The organism is Actinomyces qiguomingii, assembly GCF_004102025.1.
Lineage (GTDB): Bacteria > Actinomycetota > Actinomycetes > Actinomycetales > Actinomycetaceae > Actinomyces > Actinomyces qiguomingii.
The window spans coordinates 1,439,299-1,455,987 of sequence record NZ_CP025228.1 but is presented as its reverse complement, the minus strand read 5'-3'; the positions used below and the strand labels follow the sequence as shown (position 1 = coordinate 1,455,987).

At 66.7% G+C, this 16,689-nt stretch carries 17 protein-coding genes; 12 read left to right on the top strand and 5 right to left on the bottom strand.

The features are described from left to right. The first annotated feature begins 29 nt into the window (after nucleotides 1-29). Nucleotides 30-215, top strand: a complete 186-nt coding sequence (locus CWT10_RS05985) for a ubiquitin-like protein Pup (protein WP_103061918.1) — start codon at nucleotides 30-32, stop codon at nucleotides 213-215. Next, nucleotides 212-1,633, top strand: a complete 1,422-nt coding sequence (locus tag CWT10_RS05980) for a proteasome accessory factor PafA2 family protein (protein ID WP_103061917.1) — start codon at nucleotides 212-214, stop codon at nucleotides 1,631-1,633. Before CWT10_RS05985 ends, CWT10_RS05980 begins: the two co-directional genes overlap by 4 nt. On the opposite strand, the gene CWT10_RS05975 is transcribed toward CWT10_RS05980, so the two are convergent. Continuing rightward, complete coding sequence (locus CWT10_RS05975; RefSeq protein WP_416171679.1) at nucleotides 1,630-2,772, bottom strand: FecCD family ABC transporter permease; 1,143 nt, start codon at nucleotides 2,770-2,772, stop codon at nucleotides 1,630-1,632. The two genes, CWT10_RS05980 and CWT10_RS05975, sit on opposite strands and share 4 nt — an antisense overlap. Then, a complete protein-coding gene (locus CWT10_RS05970) occupies nucleotides 2,769-3,752 on the bottom strand; it encodes a FecCD family ABC transporter permease (RefSeq protein ID WP_269843705.1) in 984 nt (327 codons plus the stop codon). Before CWT10_RS05970 ends, CWT10_RS05975 begins: the two co-directional genes overlap by 4 nt. A gap of 57 nt (nucleotides 3,753-3,809) precedes the next feature. Between CWT10_RS05970 and CWT10_RS05965 the strand changes: the two genes are divergently transcribed. From CWT10_RS05965 to CWT10_RS05925, 9 genes are all read left to right on the top strand, one after another. Beyond that, on the top strand, nucleotides 3,810-4,856 hold the full coding sequence (locus CWT10_RS05965) for an ABC transporter substrate-binding protein (protein ID WP_103061915.1): 1,047 nt from the start codon (nucleotides 3,810-3,812) through the stop codon (nucleotides 4,854-4,856). 44 nt (nucleotides 4,857-4,900) lie between these two features. Then, nucleotides 4,901-5,734 carry an ABC transporter ATP-binding protein gene (locus tag CWT10_RS05960; protein ID WP_103061914.1) on the top strand — a complete coding sequence of 278 codons (834 nt, stop codon included), beginning with the start codon at nucleotides 4,901-4,903 and terminating at the stop codon, nucleotides 5,732-5,734. Nucleotides 5,735-5,914: 180 nt separating this feature from the next. Then, nucleotides 5,915-6,934 (top strand): zinc-binding dehydrogenase, encoded by a 1,020-nt coding sequence (locus tag CWT10_RS05955; RefSeq protein WP_103061941.1) that lies wholly within the window; start codon nucleotides 5,915-5,917, stop codon nucleotides 6,932-6,934. 4 nt (nucleotides 6,935-6,938) lie between these two features. Next, entirely contained in the window at nucleotides 6,939-7,586 is a 648-nt protein-coding gene (locus CWT10_RS05950) for a DapH/DapD/GlmU-related protein (RefSeq protein WP_233187999.1), read from the top strand. An 821-nt stretch (nucleotides 7,587-8,407) separates the two neighbouring features. Further along, nucleotides 8,408-9,361 carry a Gfo/Idh/MocA family protein gene (locus CWT10_RS05945; RefSeq protein WP_199176300.1) on the top strand — a complete coding sequence of 318 codons (954 nt, stop codon included), beginning with the start codon at nucleotides 8,408-8,410 and terminating at the stop codon, nucleotides 9,359-9,361. Beyond that, entirely contained in the window at nucleotides 9,336-10,337 is a 1,002-nt protein-coding gene (locus CWT10_RS05940; RefSeq protein ID WP_103061911.1) for a substrate-binding domain-containing protein, read from the top strand. The genes CWT10_RS05945 and CWT10_RS05940 overlap by 26 nt, the downstream gene beginning before the upstream one ends. Beyond that, nucleotides 10,334-10,870, top strand: a complete 537-nt coding sequence (locus CWT10_RS05935) for a VOC family protein (RefSeq protein ID WP_103061910.1) — start codon at nucleotides 10,334-10,336, stop codon at nucleotides 10,868-10,870. Before CWT10_RS05940 ends, CWT10_RS05935 begins: the two co-directional genes overlap by 4 nt. Before the next feature lie 3 nt (nucleotides 10,871-10,873). After that, on the top strand, nucleotides 10,874-11,761 hold the full coding sequence (locus CWT10_RS05930) for a sugar phosphate isomerase/epimerase family protein (protein ID WP_103061909.1): 888 nt from the start codon (nucleotides 10,874-10,876) through the stop codon (nucleotides 11,759-11,761). Continuing rightward, nucleotides 11,758-12,741 carry a Gfo/Idh/MocA family protein gene (locus CWT10_RS05925; protein WP_103061908.1) on the top strand — a complete coding sequence of 328 codons (984 nt, stop codon included), beginning with the start codon at nucleotides 11,758-11,760 and terminating at the stop codon, nucleotides 12,739-12,741. The genes CWT10_RS05930 and CWT10_RS05925 overlap by 4 nt, the downstream gene beginning before the upstream one ends. Before the next feature lie 123 nt (nucleotides 12,742-12,864). On the opposite strand, the gene CWT10_RS05920 is transcribed toward CWT10_RS05925, so the two are convergent. The 3 genes from CWT10_RS05920 to CWT10_RS05910 are packed head-to-tail and all read right to left on the bottom strand — an operon-like array spanning nucleotide 12,865 to nucleotide 14,955. Continuing rightward, nucleotides 12,865-13,704, bottom strand: coding sequence for a shikimate dehydrogenase family protein (locus tag CWT10_RS05920; RefSeq protein ID WP_103061907.1), 840 nt, complete (start codon nucleotides 13,702-13,704; stop codon nucleotides 12,865-12,867). Nucleotides 13,705-13,735: 31 nt separating this feature from the next. Then, nucleotides 13,736-14,311 (bottom strand): P-loop nucleotide/nucleoside kinase family protein, encoded by a 576-nt coding sequence (locus CWT10_RS05915; protein WP_103061906.1) that lies wholly within the window; start codon nucleotides 14,309-14,311, stop codon nucleotides 13,736-13,738. Continuing rightward, nucleotides 14,308-14,955, bottom strand: coding sequence for a bifunctional 4-hydroxy-2-oxoglutarate aldolase/2-dehydro-3-deoxy-phosphogluconate aldolase (locus CWT10_RS05910; RefSeq protein ID WP_103061905.1), 648 nt, complete (start codon nucleotides 14,953-14,955; stop codon nucleotides 14,308-14,310). Before CWT10_RS05910 ends, CWT10_RS05915 begins: the two co-directional genes overlap by 4 nt. Before the next feature lie 173 nt (nucleotides 14,956-15,128). On the opposite strand from CWT10_RS05910, the gene CWT10_RS05905 reads away from it, so the two are divergent. Continuing rightward, nucleotides 15,129-16,496: an MFS transporter gene (locus CWT10_RS05905; protein ID WP_103061904.1), complete on the top strand. Its 1,368-nt coding sequence runs from the start codon at nucleotides 15,129-15,131 to the stop codon at nucleotides 16,494-16,496. Nucleotides 16,497-16,689: the final 193 nt, after the last annotated feature.

Genomic DNA, 16,689 nt, shown 5'->3' with positions numbered 1-16,689 from the left:
CCGCAACCTGACACCTAAAGGAGGAACCCATGTCAGAACGTATCCATGCTCGGGTCTCCCACGACGACTCCGAGTCCGAACCCGAGAGCCCGCCGGCGGCTCCGCCGCAGGCCCAGTCCCAGGGCCTGGACGAGGTGCTCGACGGCATCGACGACGTCCTGGAGGTTAACGCCCTTACCTTCGTGCAGAACTTCCGCCAGCAGGGCGGGCAATGATCGCCCCTAAGGGGCGCCTACACCGCGTCGTCGGCATTGAGACCGAGTACGGGGTCACCAGCTCCTACCTGGGTACCCAGGTCCACGAGGTCGCACCGCTGAGCGTGGAGGAGGCGGTGCAGGAGATCTTTCACGGCGCCGATTCCGTGCCCAGCGGCACCCACCGCTTCACCACCTCCGGAGCGCGCCTGTACGTGGACATCGGCCAGCACCCGGAGTTCGCGGGCCCGGAGTGCTTGTGGACCAGCGACGTCGTCGCTCAGGATCTGGCCGGGGACGCCCGACTGTGCGCGATGGCGCAGGCCGCCAATGACCGCCTGGCTGCGCGCGGTGTGCGCGTGCACGTACTTAAGTCCAACACCGACGGGTGGGGGGCAACCTTCGGTTGCCACGAGAACTATCAGGTCGCACGCGACGCTCGACTGCCGCTGGGCGGACTCATAGGTCTGCTGGCGGCACGCCAGGTGCTCGCCGGTGCCGGCGTATTGCCCGGTCCGGCTCAGGAGCCCGACTTCACGGGGGCGATAGGTCCGTTGCGCTACTCGGCACGCGCCGAGCACATCCGCGCGGCGGCCTCCGATGATCCCACCCACGAGCGGGCCTTCATCAACACCCGCGACGAACCGCATGCCGACGCCGATCGGTGGCGTCGCCTGCATGTGGTGGCCGGGGACTCGGCCATAAGTCCCTGGACGACGGCGCTGAAGGTCGTGCTCCTGGACGCCGCCCTGACCGCGGCCGAACGGGGGCTGTGGGATCTGGCCGAATGTGAGCTGGTAGACCCGGCCGCGGCGGCCCGGGCGTGGAGCCTGGACCCGCTCACGCCCTGTGCACGGCCTGAGCGGGCACCGGTGACCTGCCCGCAGCTGTTGGAGACCGCCCTGATCCGCCTTGAGGCCCTCGAGCAGGAGCGCGACTGTCTGAAGGCGCGAGTCATGGATCTAGCACGGCGCGGTACTGATGCGCTGCGCACGGGTGATACCTCGACGGTGAGCACCGAGCTGGACTGGGCCATCAAATACACGGTGCTGGCGCGTGTGGCCGAACGCTCCCCGCAGGGCTGGGCCGATCCCCGGGTGCGAAGAGCCGAACTTGCCTACCACGACCTGTCCCCCGCAACGGGTCTGCGCGAACCGCTTACGGCAGCAGGCCTGATGGCGCCGCTGGTGGGGCCCGAGCAGGTCAAGACGGCATGTCAGCGCGCTCCTGATGGCACTCGGGCCTCCCTGCGGGGCCGGGTGGTGGAGGCCTGCAACCACACACGGCGCCATGCCTCCATAGGCTGGGCGCATGTACGCCTGGACCGCCCGCCCAGCCCACAGATTGATCTGCCCGATCCCCAGGCTACCGACGACCCACAGGTCGAGGCCTTGCTGGAACGCATTGCGGCACTCGGCCCCGCTCTGGGCACCGACTAGGACACGGGGCGACGCAACCCCAGCAACCACATGAGGTACAGCCCACCGCAGGCGGCGCACAGCAGCCCGACCGGGATCTGGAAGGGGGCCAGCAGCCGCTGCGCCAGCAGGTCGGCGACCACCAGCAGCGCGGATCCCATGGCGGCGGAGACAGACAGGGTCAATCCCGCCGTCCGGGCCAGCCGCTGCGCCAGTTGGGGCGCGGCCAGCGCCAGGAATCCGATGGGACCGGCCACGGATACGCATACGGCCGCCAGCACCACCCCGTAGCCGAGCATGGCGGCGCGCAGCCGTCCCACACCCAGCCCGAGGGAGGTGGCGGCGTCGTCGCCCAGTTCCAGGACCGCCGCCGGGCGGCCGAGCCCGATTGACAGTGGGATGAGGAGGGCGGCGGCGAGGATCAGGGGCCTTACCTGCACCCAGGTGATGGCATTGAGCGAACCGTACTGCCAGGCGCGGGCCACCTCAGCCTCCTGAATGGTTGCGCGCGAGAGCAGGTAGTCATTGAGCGCAGACAGCGTCTGGGAGAGGGCGACGCCGGCCAGCACCAGGTTCTCACCGGCGCCCCCGCGGCGCATGGCCACAGCGACCACGACAACGGCGGTGGCCAATCCGCCGACTGTGGTGCCCAGGGCGATGGTTAGGGTGGAGGAGGCGGTGGAAACCAGGATGACGAGCAGGCCGCCGGTGGTGGCGCCGGTGGTGAAGCCGACTATGTCAGGGCTGCCCAGCGGGTTGCGGGACAGGCTCTGGAACACGGCGCCGGAGACGGCCAGCATGCCGCCGATCAGGACGGCGGCGATCACGCGGGGCAGACGCTGCCCCAGCACGATGAACCGGTCCAGGTCGCTGCCGCCGCCGACCACCACGCGCAACGCCTCGGTGGTCGACAGCTCGTAGGCACCGGTAAGCAGCGTGTATACGCCGACCCCAACGGCCACTGCCGCCAGTGTCATCGCCACCGCCAGGGCGCGGCGACGCACCAGCAGGGTGCCCGCTCCCGGGCGCAGCAACAGGCGCCCGGCCGGCGGACCTACGGCTTTAAGGGAACCGGAGCGCCAAAAGCCGCTGTCGTCCGGCGGCGCGGCCCCGTTTTCTGACGGTTCGTGGGCGCGCTCGCAACGCGGGGTATCAATCACCGGGTCGACTCCCCGCGTCGCAGCACCATGGACAACAGCACGGGCCCGCCGATGAAGGCGGTGACCACGCCCGCCTCCAACTCGTCGGGGCGGATCAGGATGCGCCCCACAATGTCGGCGGTCAGCAGCAGGATCGGCCCGGCAAGCAGGGAGACGACCAACAACCGGCGCTGATCGGCACCCAGGAATAACCGCAGCACATGGGGCACCACCAGCCCGACGAATGAGATGGGACCGACCGCAGCCGTCGCCGCTCCGCACAGCAGGGTGATGGAGACCAGCGCCAGCACCCGAGCCCGTTTCAGCCGCGCACCGAGTGCGGTTGCCTGCTCCTCCCCCAGCGCCAGGACATTGAGCGTGTGCCCGGAGGTGAGGGCCAGGACCAGTCCGACGGCCAGAAACGGTGCCACCCAGACCAGTAGGGTGGCGTCGCGGCCCTCGAGTGCGCCGACCACCCAGAAGCGGTAGGAGTCGAAGGCTCTGGTGTCGTACATGGTGATGGTGCCGGTGATCGCGTTCAGGCTTGCACCCAGGGCGATGCCGGCCAGAACCAGTCGGGTAGGGCCGGCCTGAACGTTACGGCCAGCCATTAGCTGGACCAGGCCGGCTGCCAGTGCCGCACCTGCGAAGGCGAACCACAAGTATCCGGATACACCCGTGATGCCGCCCAGCCATACGGACAGCACCACCGCCAGGGAGGCACCGGCATTCACCCCGAGAATGCCGGGCTCAGCCAAGGGGTTGCGTGTCAGGGCCTGCATAACCACTCCGGCCACGGCCAGGGCGGCGCCGGTGACGACGCCGAGGGCGGTGCGGGGTAGACGCAACTGCCATACGATCAGGGAGGCGATCGTGTCATCGTGGGCGCGCAGCCCCTGCCAGGCCTCGGAGATCCCCATTGGCCGGGAGCCGACGGCGAGACTGAGCAGACACAGAGCGGCCAGCAGGCCGAGGCCGCCCAGCAGTGCTCCGGCATTCAATGCGAAGGGGCGGACATCACTTGCACGATACACAGTTCTTTAGGATAGCCTCACCACATGATTTCTCTACTTTCTCGCCGCACCGCCCTGGGCGCACTCGGCGCCGCCGTCACCGTCCCCCTCCTAGCCGCCTGCTCCGGCTCGACGTCCTCCAACACCGAGGCCTCTACCGCCTCCAGCGTCTCCGGAGCCGCGAATACGGCCAACACCGCCGTCCCCGCCACCATCCCCGAGGGCATGGGCTCCGGATCCGGCGACGACGTCTTCCCCCGCACCGTCACCCACTTCCTGGGCGAGACCGCCATTGGTGCCACCCCGAAGCGGGTGGTGATCATCTCTACCGGACAGTTGGATGCGTCCCTGACGCTGGGAGTCGTGCCGGTGGGTGCCACCTCCGGCGACGGCGCCGGCACCGTACCGGACTATCTTCCTGCAGCCTTCCCCGAGCACGCCGACGCCCTGGCCGCGATCACCGACGTGGGCTCGCGCACCGAGCCGAGTGTGGAGAAGATCGCGAATCTGTCCCCCGACCTGATCTTGATGAACGTCGCCGGCAAAGACGCCGAATCCCTGTACAGCTCACTGACCGAGATCGCCCCGACGGTGGCCACGCAGGGCACCGGGCAATACTGGAAGCAGGACTTCCTGCTGCTGGCCGACGCCCTGGGCAAGCCGGAGACGGCCCAGGCCTGGCTGGACGCCTTCCACGCCGACGCCGCCTCCGCCGGGAGCGGCGTGCCCGCGAGCACCACCGTGTCCCTGCTGCGTAAGAACGGCGACCGCACCCGCATCTTCGGGGCCGTATCCTTCGCCGGCTCGGTACTGGCCGACATGGGGGTGGCCCGACCGGACACCCAGACCTTCACCGACGACACCTCCATCGACATCTCCGAGGAGCAGCTCGACCAAGCCGACGCCGATTGGATCCTGTTCGGCGTGCAGGGCGGGGACGCCTCCGAGTTGACGGGCATGTCGCTATGGCCGACGCTCTCGGCCGTGCGGGCCGACCAGGTCGTGCAGGTGGAGGACGACCCCTTCTACCTCAATGCTGGCCCGACAGCGGCCCTGTTCGTCCTGGACGCAGTCAGCACCACGGTGAAGTGAGCGCCGGTCACGGGGCCCGGGTAACAAACGGCGAGCCACACACCATGTCCGCCAAGACCGCCGGGGATCAGGCCGCCCCGAGTCGGCGCAGCGAGCTGCAGGCTCGGGGCGTGTGCCTGTCTTACCATCCCGAGCACCCGGTGGTGTCCGACCTGAGTGTGCGCGTGCCTCCGGGCGAGGTGACCTTGATCGTGGGCCCAAACGCCTGCGGGAAGTCCACGCTGCTGCGCGCCCTGAGCCGGGTGCTCGTCCCGGACTCCGGGCAGGTGCTACTCGACGGGGAGGATGCCGCGCGCATCCGCCCGAAGTCCTTCGCCCGCAGGGTGGGGCTGTTGGCGCAGTCCTCTATCGCGCCTGCAGGGATCACGGTGCACGAACTGGTGGCGCGGGGCCGCTACCCCCACCAGTCTCTGCTGCACCAGTGGTCCAGGCAGGACGACGAGGCGGTGACAGCCGCAATGGCGCGCACTCATGTCACCGACCTGGCCCGCAGGCGGGTCGCCTCCCTGTCGGGCGGGCAGCGGCAGCGCGTGTGGATCGCCTTGGCGCTGGCCCAACGCACCGATGTGCTGCTACTGGATGAGCCGACCACGTACCTGGACCTGGCCCACCAGGTGGATGTGTTGGAGCTGTGCCGGGAGCTGAATAACGAGCTGGGCACCACGATCGTTGCCGTGCTGCACGATCTGAATCAGGCGTGCCGCTATGCCGATCGAATCATCGCCATGCGTGCGGGCCGCATCCTGGCCAACGGCGCCCCGCGGGAGGTGATCACCCCGCAGTTGGTTGCTGAGGTGTTCGGCCTGGAAGTTCACGTAATCCGGGACCCGCTCACTGACACTCCGCTGGTGCTGCCGGTGCCGCGTGGTAAGAGGTAGCACACCCTCGTTTCGTGGGTCGCACGGCACCGGCTGGCGCGTCTCCAGGCACTGTTAATACCTGGCGTAGCGGCGGCAATCGGCCTTAACCTATGCAGTGAGGAGCATTTGGTGCCAAATGCCGCCCGGCCCATCCCGAATCAAGGAGTTCTCGTGACTGCCACCGCCCTGCCCGAGACCATGCGTGCCGTGATTATGCGCGGCCCCGACGACGTCGTCGTCGAGGACGTGGAAGTGCCCCGCGTGGTCAAGCCCACCGACGTCGTCATCAAACTGGCAGCCGCCTGCATCTGCGGCTCCGACCTGTGGCCCTACCGCGGCCTGGAACCTGTAGAGAACCGCCCCATGGGACACGAGTACGTGGGCACCATCGTGGAGGCCGGTGAGCAGGTCAAGACCCTCAAGGTCGGCGACTTCGTGATCGGCTCCTTCATGCTGTCGGACGGCACCTGTGAGATCTGCCAGGCCGGCTACCCGTCTCGCTGCGCCAACGCCGGCCACTACACCGGCTCCCAGGCGCAGTACATGCGTGTGGAACTGGCCGACGGCTCGCTGGTGGCCGTGCCCGGAGGCGAGCCCGAGGACCCCGACCGCCTGGCCGACTACCTGGCCGCCTCCGACGTGCTGGGCACCGGGTGGTTCGGCGCCGAAGCCGCCGAGGCCGGGCCCGGCAAGACCATCGCCGTTGTCGGCGACGGCGCCGTGGGCCTGTCCGCGGTGCTGGCCGCCAAGACTCTCGGCGCCGAGAAGGTCATCGTCTTCTCCCGCCACGAGGACCGGGCCGCCCTGGCCCGCGAATTCGGGGCCGACGTGGTCATTCCCGAGCGCGGCGAGGAGGGTGCCGCCAAGGTCAAGGAGCTGACCGGCGGCTACGGCGCCCACGGTGTGGTCGAGGCGGTGGGCAGCCAGGTCTCCATGGACCAGGCCATCGCCTCCTGCCGACCCGGCGGCTACGTCGGCTTCGTGGGTGTTAGCCACGACCAGCAGATCGAGGGCCTGGGCCTGTTCTTCTCCCAGGTGCACTTGCACGGCGGCCCGGCCCCTGTGCGCCGTCTCCTACCCGACCTGATCAAGCGTATCCAGGCCGGTGAGATCCACCCTGGTAAGGTCTTCACCACCCGTATCCCACTGGACGACGCCGCCGAGGGCTACAAGGCCATGGACGAGCGCCGCGAGATCAAGGTCTTGCTTGAGGTCTGAGCCGGTGACACCCACTGTTGATCCGCAGGGGGCGGCGCCGTCGTCGGGCATGCGGCCGGGCAACGGCGCCGCCCTCGGCCCACAGGACCTTGTGGCCCATACGGCCGCGGGGCTGCCGATCCCCAGTGGCTCGCCGCTCGCAGCGGTCGCCGGGAGGGCGACGCAGGAGGCTCTGCGGGTGACGGCCGAACTCAACGGGCCGTACCACACCCCCGACGAGGTTCAGGATCTTTTCGCGCGCCTGACCGGCACGCCCGTGAACCGAACCCTCGGGCTGGTGCCGCCATTCCACACCGACTTCGGCCGCAATATTCGTATCGGCCAAAACGTCTTCATCAACGCCGGGTGCTGTTTCCAGGACCAGGGCGGCATCACCATCGGCGATCGAGTGCTGATCGGCCACCGCGTGGTGCTGGCGACCCTCAACCACGCCGAGCCGGTGGCCGAGCGCGGCACGCTGCTGCCCGCCCCCATCTCCATCGGCGACGACGTGTGGATCGGGGCGGGCGCCGTCGTCTGCCCGGGGGTAAGCGTCGGGGCCGGTGCGATAGTGGCCGCCGCAGCGGTGGTCACTCGGGACGTGCCCGCGGGCGTTGTGGTGGGCGGCGTGCCCGCCCGGGTGCTGCGCAAGGTGAAAACGGCGTCGGGCTAGCGGCGGCCTGGTCTCCCGCTGATCCCCTGCGGACCGACGCGCTGATGTGGAACTACACTGTACGTGGCGTAGCGGCAAACAAAGTTTCCCGGGAGTTTCACGGCTCTTCCGGTTGAGGCCGCGTTCGCCGAGTTCGGTAGATATAACCAACGAGTTCGGTCGATATAACCAACGAGTTCGGTAGATATAACCAACGAGTTCGGTCGATATGACCAACGAGTTCGGTTGGTGGGCCGGCGGGCCCGGGGAAATTGCCCAGATTCGACACAAACGATGCTCCCCGCCCGGCGTCGCCTACCAGGTCCGCATGGGTCCAACGAATCTGAGGGCGCCTACCCGCGCAGACAGCGCGCTCATACCGATTCTGGACACTTTGTCGTTTCATGTGCCGGCCCGCCGCCCTGGTGGGGCGAGCAGGCGTCTGGTTGCAGACCGACCCACACCCACGCACTACACCTTCAAACCGGAAGAGCCTATCCGGCTCTTCGTGTTTGGTGGGTGCGGTGCGCTTACGAGTGAGGGCGCCGGGGCCCGGGCGACCATCGTCGCGGCGTGAGGCGCACCGACATCCGCAGGGACTGCTGCTCGTCAACGTGTTGACACTGTTGGCGGAGCATGACTATCCTGATGCAACCGATCTCAGCAATCGATCTCGAAGAGGAGCGATCGCGGTGTCGGTCGAGCTGTACGACCTTTCCCGCCCGGCCACCGGATAGTCCTCACCGGTCAATGCGCTGAGTCCAACACCCCAACCGAAGGCATGGTGATGACGACATATGGACAAGGCCCGAACCCTTGTTCTGGGAGCCTCCCATTGGCACGTGCCGCTGTATGCCGAAAGAATCGCTGCCCGGCACAACGTCATCGGCCTCTCGGATCCGGACGCCCGGCGGATCCAACGCCTGGCGGACCTGTGGGAAACACCCGCCTACACCGACTGGCGCCGGATGATCGATGAGTCCAAAGACATCGATCTTGCCTACGTCTTCGTTCCTCACTCCCAGATGAGGCGGGCCTGCCTGGCTCTCATCGAACGCGGAGTCGCAATCGTCGTCGAAAAGCCTGCGGGCATCTCGCAGGCAGAACTGCGCGACATCAAGCACGCCGCACAAGCCGCTGGCGTCCCGATCGCAGTTCCCCTGGTCCAGCGGGGTGGTCCCGTCGACCTGTGGCTGTCAAAGGCCGGCCGCTGCGTGTACGAGTCGGTGCAGTTCATCGCCGGTCCTCCCTCGCGTTACCAGGAGACCAGCCCCTGGATGCTTGACGCCGCCCGGTCCGGAGGCGGCTGTACGGTCAACCTTGCTCCCCACTTCGTCGATCTCTTCCTCCAATCCGCGCAGGCGGAGGACGCCTCGGTCGTTGCCGCGATGTCATCGGCCCTGCATGGCACCGAGGTGGAGGACTACTCCACGCTGACGATCCGCACCGGCGATGGCCGCATCGCGACGATCGAGACGGGATACGCCTTCCCGTCCTCTCCTCTCAAACGGCACTGCTCCTACATGCGCATCGGACCGCACGGGACGGCGAGCGTCTGGTCCGATGGGCGCGCCTGGTTCACCTCGGTGGACGGGTCCACCGAGACCTCGGAGTTCGACGTCGACTCTGATCCGCTATACCCCGTGTTCGTCGATAATGTCGCCGAGCGGTTGGATCGTGGATTCGAGGGCCTCCCGACGATTGATGATCTCGAGAAGACCATGTCTCTGATCTGGCTGGCTTACGACTACAGCCGACGAGGAGACAGCCATGACAAGCACCACCCCGAGCATTGACGATGTTGCAGCAGCAGCCGGAGTTCACCGATCGACCGTGTCACGCACATTCTCACGGCCCGAGGCCGTCAAGCAATCCACCCGCGAGCATGTGCTCCGCGTGGCCGAGGAGCTGGGGTACAAGATGAGTCCCCTCGCCCAGGCCCTCCGGACGAAGACCAGCACCCTGGTGCCCCTTCTCGTCCCCGACATCACCAACCCGTACTTCGCGGAGCTGGCCAAGGCCATGACGGCCGCCGCCGACGAACGCGGGTATCAGCTGGTGCTGTGCGTCACCGGTAACGACCCCGATGCGGAGACGCGTTACCTCGAGGCGATGAAGTCGATGTACGCCCCTTTCGCGATCATCGCTCCCTACTCCTACGAGTACCCCGACGGCGCTCGTATCGCCGGGTTCGGACGCCGCGGTGTCGTCATCGACCGGGGCGAGGGCGGGGATGGAGTGTCCACTGTCAGCCTCGACAACGCGCGGGGAATTGCCCTGGCGTTGGAGCATCTGTGCGAACTCGGCCATACGGCGATCGCATACGTGTCGGGACTGGCAGGTACGCGCACAGCGGCCGATCGGCGTGAAGCCTATCTCGCCCTGTCCGAGCAGCGCGGCCTCGTCCCCACCGAGCTGTCCGCAACCGCCCTCGACGCCGACCTCGGTGATTCCGTCGCCGACCAGATTCTGGCGATGCAGGAGCGTCCCACCGCCATCATTGCAGGCAACGACCTTGTCGCATTCCGCCTCATCAGTGCGCTCGGAACGCGCGGAATCCGCGTTCCCGAGGATATCTCCATCACCGGTTTCGACGGGTTGCCCCTGGGTGCCTCGTTCAACCCACCGCTCACATCGGTGCGTCAGCCGATCACCGAAATGGGTGCCGCCGCCCTGGGAGTCGCCCAGCGGGTGGCCGAAGGCGCGCCGGTTGAACACATTGTGCTCGAACCCGATCTGCTCATTCGCTCATCGACGAGGAGGATTTCATGACCGATCGGCTACTACCAGGCCTGCAGTACGTTGATCATGTCGCTTTCACGGTGCCGAACCTCGACGAAGCCGTCGACTTCTTCGTTGAGGTGCTCGGCGCCGAGGAGCTATACCGCTCGCGCCGCGGGCCGGAGGGGGACTACATGTCTGTGAACTTCGACGTCCCCGACGATGCGTCGCTTACTCTCGCCATGCTCCGTCTGCCCCCGAATCTCAATGTCGAGCTCTTCGAGTGGCAGGCCGATGGCCAGCGCATGGAGCATCCGCGCCACTGCGACCGGGGCGGCCACCACCTGTGCTTCGTCGTCGACGACGTCGACGCGGCAGTGGCTCATCTGAAGACAATTGAGGGCGTGCGCATCCTGGGCGAGCGCAAGGAGGTCGCCGCGGACAGCCCCCTGGTCGCCGGAAACCGCTGGATTTACCTGGTCACTCCGTGGGGGCTCCTGATGGAGCTAGTGGACCGCTCCCGCGTAGCCGATCCCCCGCGCTTCGTCGGCCCCGCAGACTGGATCTCTCCGAAGGAGCAATGAACCGTGATTATCGCCGGTCATACCATGGGCACTCCGGACCACGACCTGGCGGGGGCGCTGCGCCTCTTCCGTGACGCCGGCCTGGAGGCCGCCGAAGTGATCTATCAGGACGACTACCCCAGCGGCATACCCACGGCGGCTCCGGGCGCCACCGCCGAAGCCGCCCGCATCGCCGACGGCGAGGGCGTACCAATTATCGGGCTCACCCCCTACACGACTTCGATCAATAGCCTCGACGACGCCGAATGGCACGCCGGAATCGACGAGTTCCGCTACTGCATCGACGCCGCACACACGCTTGCAGCCACGGCGATCCGTGTTTACGCGGGCTCCTGGCATCCTGGGGACACCGAGCACGAGGCGCAGTGGGCCAGGCTGCGCGAGGCGCTGGCGTTCCTGGGGCCCGAGGCGCGCGCCGCTGGCGCCGTGCTCTGCGTGGAGAACCACTTCGGCACCATGACCCAGACCGCCGCCGACACCGCCAAGCTAGTGCGTGAGGTCGACGACGCCGGCGTCCGCGTCCTGTACGACCAGGCGAATCTCACCTTCACCCATGACGAGGCCTGGCAGGACGCCTTCGCCGTGCAGGGCGATCTCATCGGCCACGTCCATGTCAAGGACCTTGTTTTCAAGGACCCCGATGCCCCCTTCCGCGCCGCGGGAACCGCCCGCGTCGAGGCGGATGAAAGGGCCGTGCGCTCGCGCGTGGTCGGTACAGGAGTACTCCCCTGGCCCGAGATTCTCCGCGCGCTGATCGCCACCGGCTACGACGGCGCCCTATCGCTCGAGTACGAATACCGCTGGCATCCGCAGGACCTGCCCGAACCCGCCGTCGGCTTCGCGCAGTCCGTGATCAATCTCAACAAGATTCTCAAGGAGGCAAACGCATGAGCAACGCACTTCGCGTCGGCGTCGTCGGCCACGGCAATATCGCCACCATCGCCCAGCTGCCGACGCTCGTTACCCGTGACGACGTCGAGATGGCTGCACTCGTCAGCATTCTGCCTGACCCCGAACCGGTCAAGCGCCGTTGGGGTTTCCAGCACGCCTACCCGACACTTGAGGCTGCGCTCGATGCCCAGGATCTCGATGCGGTCTTCGTCTTGACTCCCCGCTCCGAGCATCTCGCCATGACCAGGACCGCGCTGGAAGCGGGCGTCGACGTCTTCTGCGAAAAGCCTCTGGCCACCACTGCCACCGGCGCGCAAATGCTCGCTGAGACCGCCGAGAAGAATGGCCGTATCCTCCAGGTCGGCTTCAACCGCCGCTTCGCCCCGGTGTATGCCGCGGCGCACGAATCCTTCGGTGAGGCCGGAGCGACCTTCTGCGTCGCTCAGAAGAACCGCGCGGGTTCCGAATATCGTGCCACCTTCGAGAACGCCATCCACATGGTCGACCTGGTCCGTTGGTTCTGCGGCGGCGAACCCGTCGAGGTCACCGCCTACGCGGCCGGAGAGGACGAATGGGAGGAGGACGGCATCTCGGCGCTGATCCATTTCGACAACGGGCATACCGGTGTCGTCGTCGGCGCGCGCAATGCTGGCGGCTGGAATGAGAGGCTGGACGCCTACGGGCAAATGACGTCCGCATCGGTGATCGCCCCCGATTCGGTGACGATCACCCGCCCGGAGGGCACCTCGCTGCGCGAGATGACCCCTGAGAACTTCGGTTGGGCCACGGCCACCGAGACCATGGGATTCGCCGGTGCCGTCCACCACTTCCTCGATCGCGTCCGGGACCGTGGCGTCCCACTGGTCTCGGGGACAGAGGCTGTGAAAACCCAGCAGCTGCTCGAACGCATCCTGGAAGTCAGCGGTCTGCCAACAGACGAACAGCCCGGCCGTGTCTGGTCCAGCCACGCCAAGAAGTGACCGGGCAAGAATTGACCAGGCGGCCCCGTAGCCAATGAGGCTGCGGGGCCGCCTTCGGAAATAGCGCCGCTGGCGGTGTCCGCGGGTGTCGCCGAGTACCTGCGCACTGCGTGCCGGACCAATTCAGGAGAACAGGTGATGCGCCGATGCGCGCAGTTCTTCAGCGGTCGCGCCGGGGTAGCCGAAGAACTCGAGGTAGGCCGGGATCAACTCGAGCAGCATCGTCGAACCGCCTTGAACTGTGCAGCCGCGCGCGGCCGCCGCCCGGAGGAGGGGGGTGTCGTCGGTGCTCAGCACTACGTCGCCGACGAATGACCCGGGCGCGATCCGATCTACATCGACCGACATCGGGTCGGTTGGCTTCATACCGAGGGGAGTTGCGTTGATGACGACGTCGTATCCCTCGGGATCGTTCGATCCGATCCGCAGCTCCACGTTCGGGTAGTAGTTGTGGATGCGCTCGCCAAGGGCCTCGGAGGCCGCATTGTTCGGATCCGACAGGGCGATCGCACTGACGCCGGCGCCGGCCAACGAGGCCGCGATCGCCGAGCCGACCCCGCCGCTGCCGACCACGAGGGCGCGTTTGTCTTCGGGATCGATACCCTTGCCACGCATGCCGCGGACGAAGCCTGCGCCGTCGAACTGGTCGGCTAGGGTCGTGCCATCGTCGCGCAGGAGGACGGCGTTCGTTGCGCCGGCGATGGCGGCGGTGGCGGTCACCTCGTCGACGAGTTCAATCGTGGAGATCTTGTGGGGCATGGTGACCAGGGCTCCGCGCAGATTCGTCAGCCGCATGACGGCGCGGAAGAAGCCGGGGTAGTCATCGGCTTTGATCCCCATGGGCACAACGCACACGTCGTGGCCGTGGGCGTCGAACCAGGGATTGCAGATCAGGGATGATTTGAAGGTGCGTGTGGGATAGCCCAAGTGGGCGATGATCATGGTGTTTCCGCTGAGCGTCATGGTCTCTTCCTTGAGGTTTGGGCGGGACGGATCAGATGAGGAGGTTGGACTCGTCGGTGAGTTCGTCGTCCTCGTCGGCATCCTTGTGGATTTCGCGCAGTTCGACGCCCCTCCAGGCGCAGGTGATATTGCCGTGCTGCGCCCAGTAGGAGTCCCAGTCAGCGAGTTTGGCGGCGTCGCGTGCCAGTCCGCGTGCGCGCAGGCGGGCCTTAAGCAGTTCGGGCGCGACGTGGATCTGGATGACCTTGATGCGGGTCTCGGTGGGCCAGTCGAAGCGGCGACGGGCCGAGGTGACGAAGTCGGGGTCGGCGAGGAAGGGGCTGAAGGGGGCGTCGAGGACGACCGAGTTGCCCAGGCGCAGGTTCTGGCCGGCGACGTCGAGCAGGGAGTCGTACTCGAGCGGCAACAGCGTCGTGGTGTAGTAGTCGTTCGACTCTCGGTCTCCGGCCTCGTAGCCCGCTGCGACGAGACCCGCCTCGACGAAGCGGGCGCTCATCGCGTCCTTATCCAGGTAGGTGGCGTGCAGGTGGCGGGCGATTCGCCGGGCCCGCAGTGACTTACCCGATCCCGCCGTGCCGATGATGATGTAGACCGTGGGCGTAGTCACCTTTCGACCGCCTCGACAGCTGCCATGAAGGTACGGGCCGCATCGGTGACTCGGGTGAAGTCGCCGTCGCGCTGCCAAGCCTTGGTGACGGCGGAGCCCACGCCGACGGAGAGGACACCCAGGTCGAACCAGTCCTTGACGTTGTCGGCGGTGACGCCGCCGGCCGGCAGAACGGCGACCTGATCGAGCGGGGCGAGGAGCGCCTTGGCGAAGGGGATCCCGTTGTTCTCCGTGGGGAAGATCTTAATAATGTCCGCTCCGGCCTGGACCGAGTTGACTACCTCCGTCGGGGTGAAGGCACCGCTGATGGTCGGGATCTGGTAGCGGTTGGCGACTCGGATCATCTCCGGGTTGAGCTGCGGACTAACGAGGAATGAGGCTCCGTGGGAGATCGCGTCGTAGGCGGCATAACCATCGAGGACCGTTCCCGCGCCGACGACGACGCCGTCGGCGCGGTACTGCTCGGACAAGCGGTTGATCAGTCCGATCGCCCCCGGCACGGTCAGGGGAATCTCAAGCGCACGGAAGCCGCCCTCGATGGCGGCGTGGCAGACTCGCTCGGCGGAGTCGAGTTCCGGAAGGCGGACAATGAGCACTGCTCCGGAGTCGTGGATCGTGTTGAGGGTTGTGAGCTTCTTGAACATCTTTGTCCTCCGTCGGGGCGGGGTGGTTGACAAGATCATGGCACGATGCGCACCCTTCTTGCAACCGATCTCAGCAATCGGTCTCATTGCGGCAAGACGCAATCGCCTTGCATTCGGCTCGTGCACCGCCGCCCTCGCCGAATGCCGCTACCCACATCCACCAGGAGCTCTCAATGTCGACGAACCCACCTGCGGTCGCTGGGCCGACGCCTCCCGCTGAGGCATCGGCACGGCCCCACACCATCAACCTCATTGCCGGAACGGTCGGCCACTTCGTCGAGTGGTACGACTGGTACGTCTACGGGCTGATGGCGGCCATCTTCGCGCCACATATCTTCCCCAGCGATTCCCGACTCGCCTCCCTCTTGGCCGCCTTCCTGACCTACGCGATCGGCTTCATCATCCGACCGATGTCCGGATTCATCATCTCTCCCCTCGCAGACCGCTTCGGACGCAGGATCGTGCTGTCGCTGTCGGTGTCCGGTATGGCGCTCGGCGCCCTGATCATCGGCCTGACGCCCGGCTACGAGACCATCGGCGTTGCAGCCCCAATCCTGTTCGTGATAGCTCGCATCATGCAGGGCATATCGGCCGGAGGCGAGGCCCAGTCGGCGATCTCCTTCATGGTTGAACACGCTCCGGCCCACCGCCGCGGCCTGTACGGCTCCTTCTCGAACACGGCATCCGGACTGGCGACCTTGGCCGCCACGGGAGCCGCGGCCTTGTCGACTGCAGCCTTTTCTCCCGAGACTCTGGACGCATGGGGCTGGCGCGTCCCCTTCATCGTCGGCGGCGTACTGGGCATTTTCGGGCTCATTCTGCGTACTCACTCCGACGAGAGCCCAGAATATGAGGCCCAGTCGAAAGCCAACAAGAAGCCCTCGAAGGGACGCGTCGGTTACCTTCTGCGCCACTACCCCAAGCAACTGATCCAAACCGCCGCCCTGTCGGCGCCTGCTGTCGCTTACTACACCTGGGCGACTTTCCTGCCCACCTACGCGGAACTCACGTCGGGTCGTGACAACACTTCGACTCTCGCCGGCTCCGTGATCGGTCTGTGCATTCTGGTCGTAGTCGTACCCTTCTGCGGCTGGCTGTCAGATCGCATCGGACGGCGCCTGATCTTCCCCATCATCGGCGCCATCGGTATGGTAGTACTCTTCTACCCCCTCATGATGGCTCTCAGGTACCCCGGCTTCGGCGTCTACGTCGCCGTAGCCGCCAGCGGATGGGTCGTGCTGGGAATTTGGCAGGCGGTCTACCCGACGATCCAGGCGGAGCTCTTCCCGGCCTCCCTGCGAGTCTCCGGTATTGGGGTGGCGCACCAGTTCGTCATCGCAACCCTGGGCGGCACCGCCCCGCTGATCGCCACTGCGTTCATCAACGCCGGCCACCCGAATTGGATCCCGATCTACATGAGCGTCATCGTGCTTATCTGCCTGCTGATCTACTTCACGATCCCCGAGACCGGCTCGAAGACCCCACGCGCCACGGTCGCCATGGAAGACCGTGAGGTCGTCGAGGGTGAGAAGAGGGCCTGAACACTTGCACAAATCCGTTTGATTCATGATCCCGCACCACCGAGGGGAGCCGACCCGCCAACAGCCCGGCTCCCCTCACCCGTTTCAGTGGAGCGGCAGGCTCATTCAAGGACCCGCCCGAGTTGGCCGAGTACCTGGGCGCGTTTCTCAGCACCGAGGATCGCTAGCCGGTGACTTCGTGTCATGGGGTGCC

What these genes read in the sequence shown, in the direction of transcription:
- CWT10_RS05965 (WP_103061915.1), top strand. Translation starts at nt 3,810, where the DNA reads ATGATTTCTCTACTTTCTCGCCGCACCGCCCTGGGCGCACTCGGCGCC.
- CWT10_RS05925 (WP_103061908.1), top strand. Translation starts at nt 11,758, where the DNA reads ATGAGCAACGCACTTCGCGTCGGCGTCGTCGGCCACGGCAATATCGCC.
- CWT10_RS05940 (WP_103061911.1), top strand. Translation starts at nt 9,336, where the DNA reads ATGACAAGCACCACCCCGAGCATTGACGATGTTGCAGCAGCAGCCGGA.
- CWT10_RS05955 (WP_103061941.1), top strand. Translation starts at nt 5,915, where the DNA reads ATGCGTGCCGTGATTATGCGCGGCCCCGACGACGTCGTCGTCGAGGAC.
- CWT10_RS05980 (WP_103061917.1), top strand. Translation starts at nt 212, where the DNA reads ATGATCGCCCCTAAGGGGCGCCTACACCGCGTCGTCGGCATTGAGACC.
- CWT10_RS05960 (WP_103061914.1), top strand. Translation starts at nt 4,901, where the DNA reads ATGTCCGCCAAGACCGCCGGGGATCAGGCCGCCCCGAGTCGGCGCAGC.
- CWT10_RS05935 (WP_103061910.1), top strand. Translation starts at nt 10,334, where the DNA reads ATGACCGATCGGCTACTACCAGGCCTGCAGTACGTTGATCATGTCGCT.
- CWT10_RS05920 (WP_103061907.1), bottom strand. Translation starts at nt 13,704, where the DNA reads ATGACGCTCAGCGGAAACACCATGATCATCGCCCACTTGGGCTATCCC.
- CWT10_RS05985 (WP_103061918.1), top strand. Translation starts at nt 30, where the DNA reads ATGTCAGAACGTATCCATGCTCGGGTCTCCCACGACGACTCCGAGTCC.
- CWT10_RS05910 (WP_103061905.1), bottom strand. Translation starts at nt 14,955, where the DNA reads ATGTTCAAGAAGCTCACAACCCTCAACACGATCCACGACTCCGGAGCA.
- CWT10_RS05905 (WP_103061904.1), top strand. Translation starts at nt 15,129, where the DNA reads ATGTCGACGAACCCACCTGCGGTCGCTGGGCCGACGCCTCCCGCTGAG.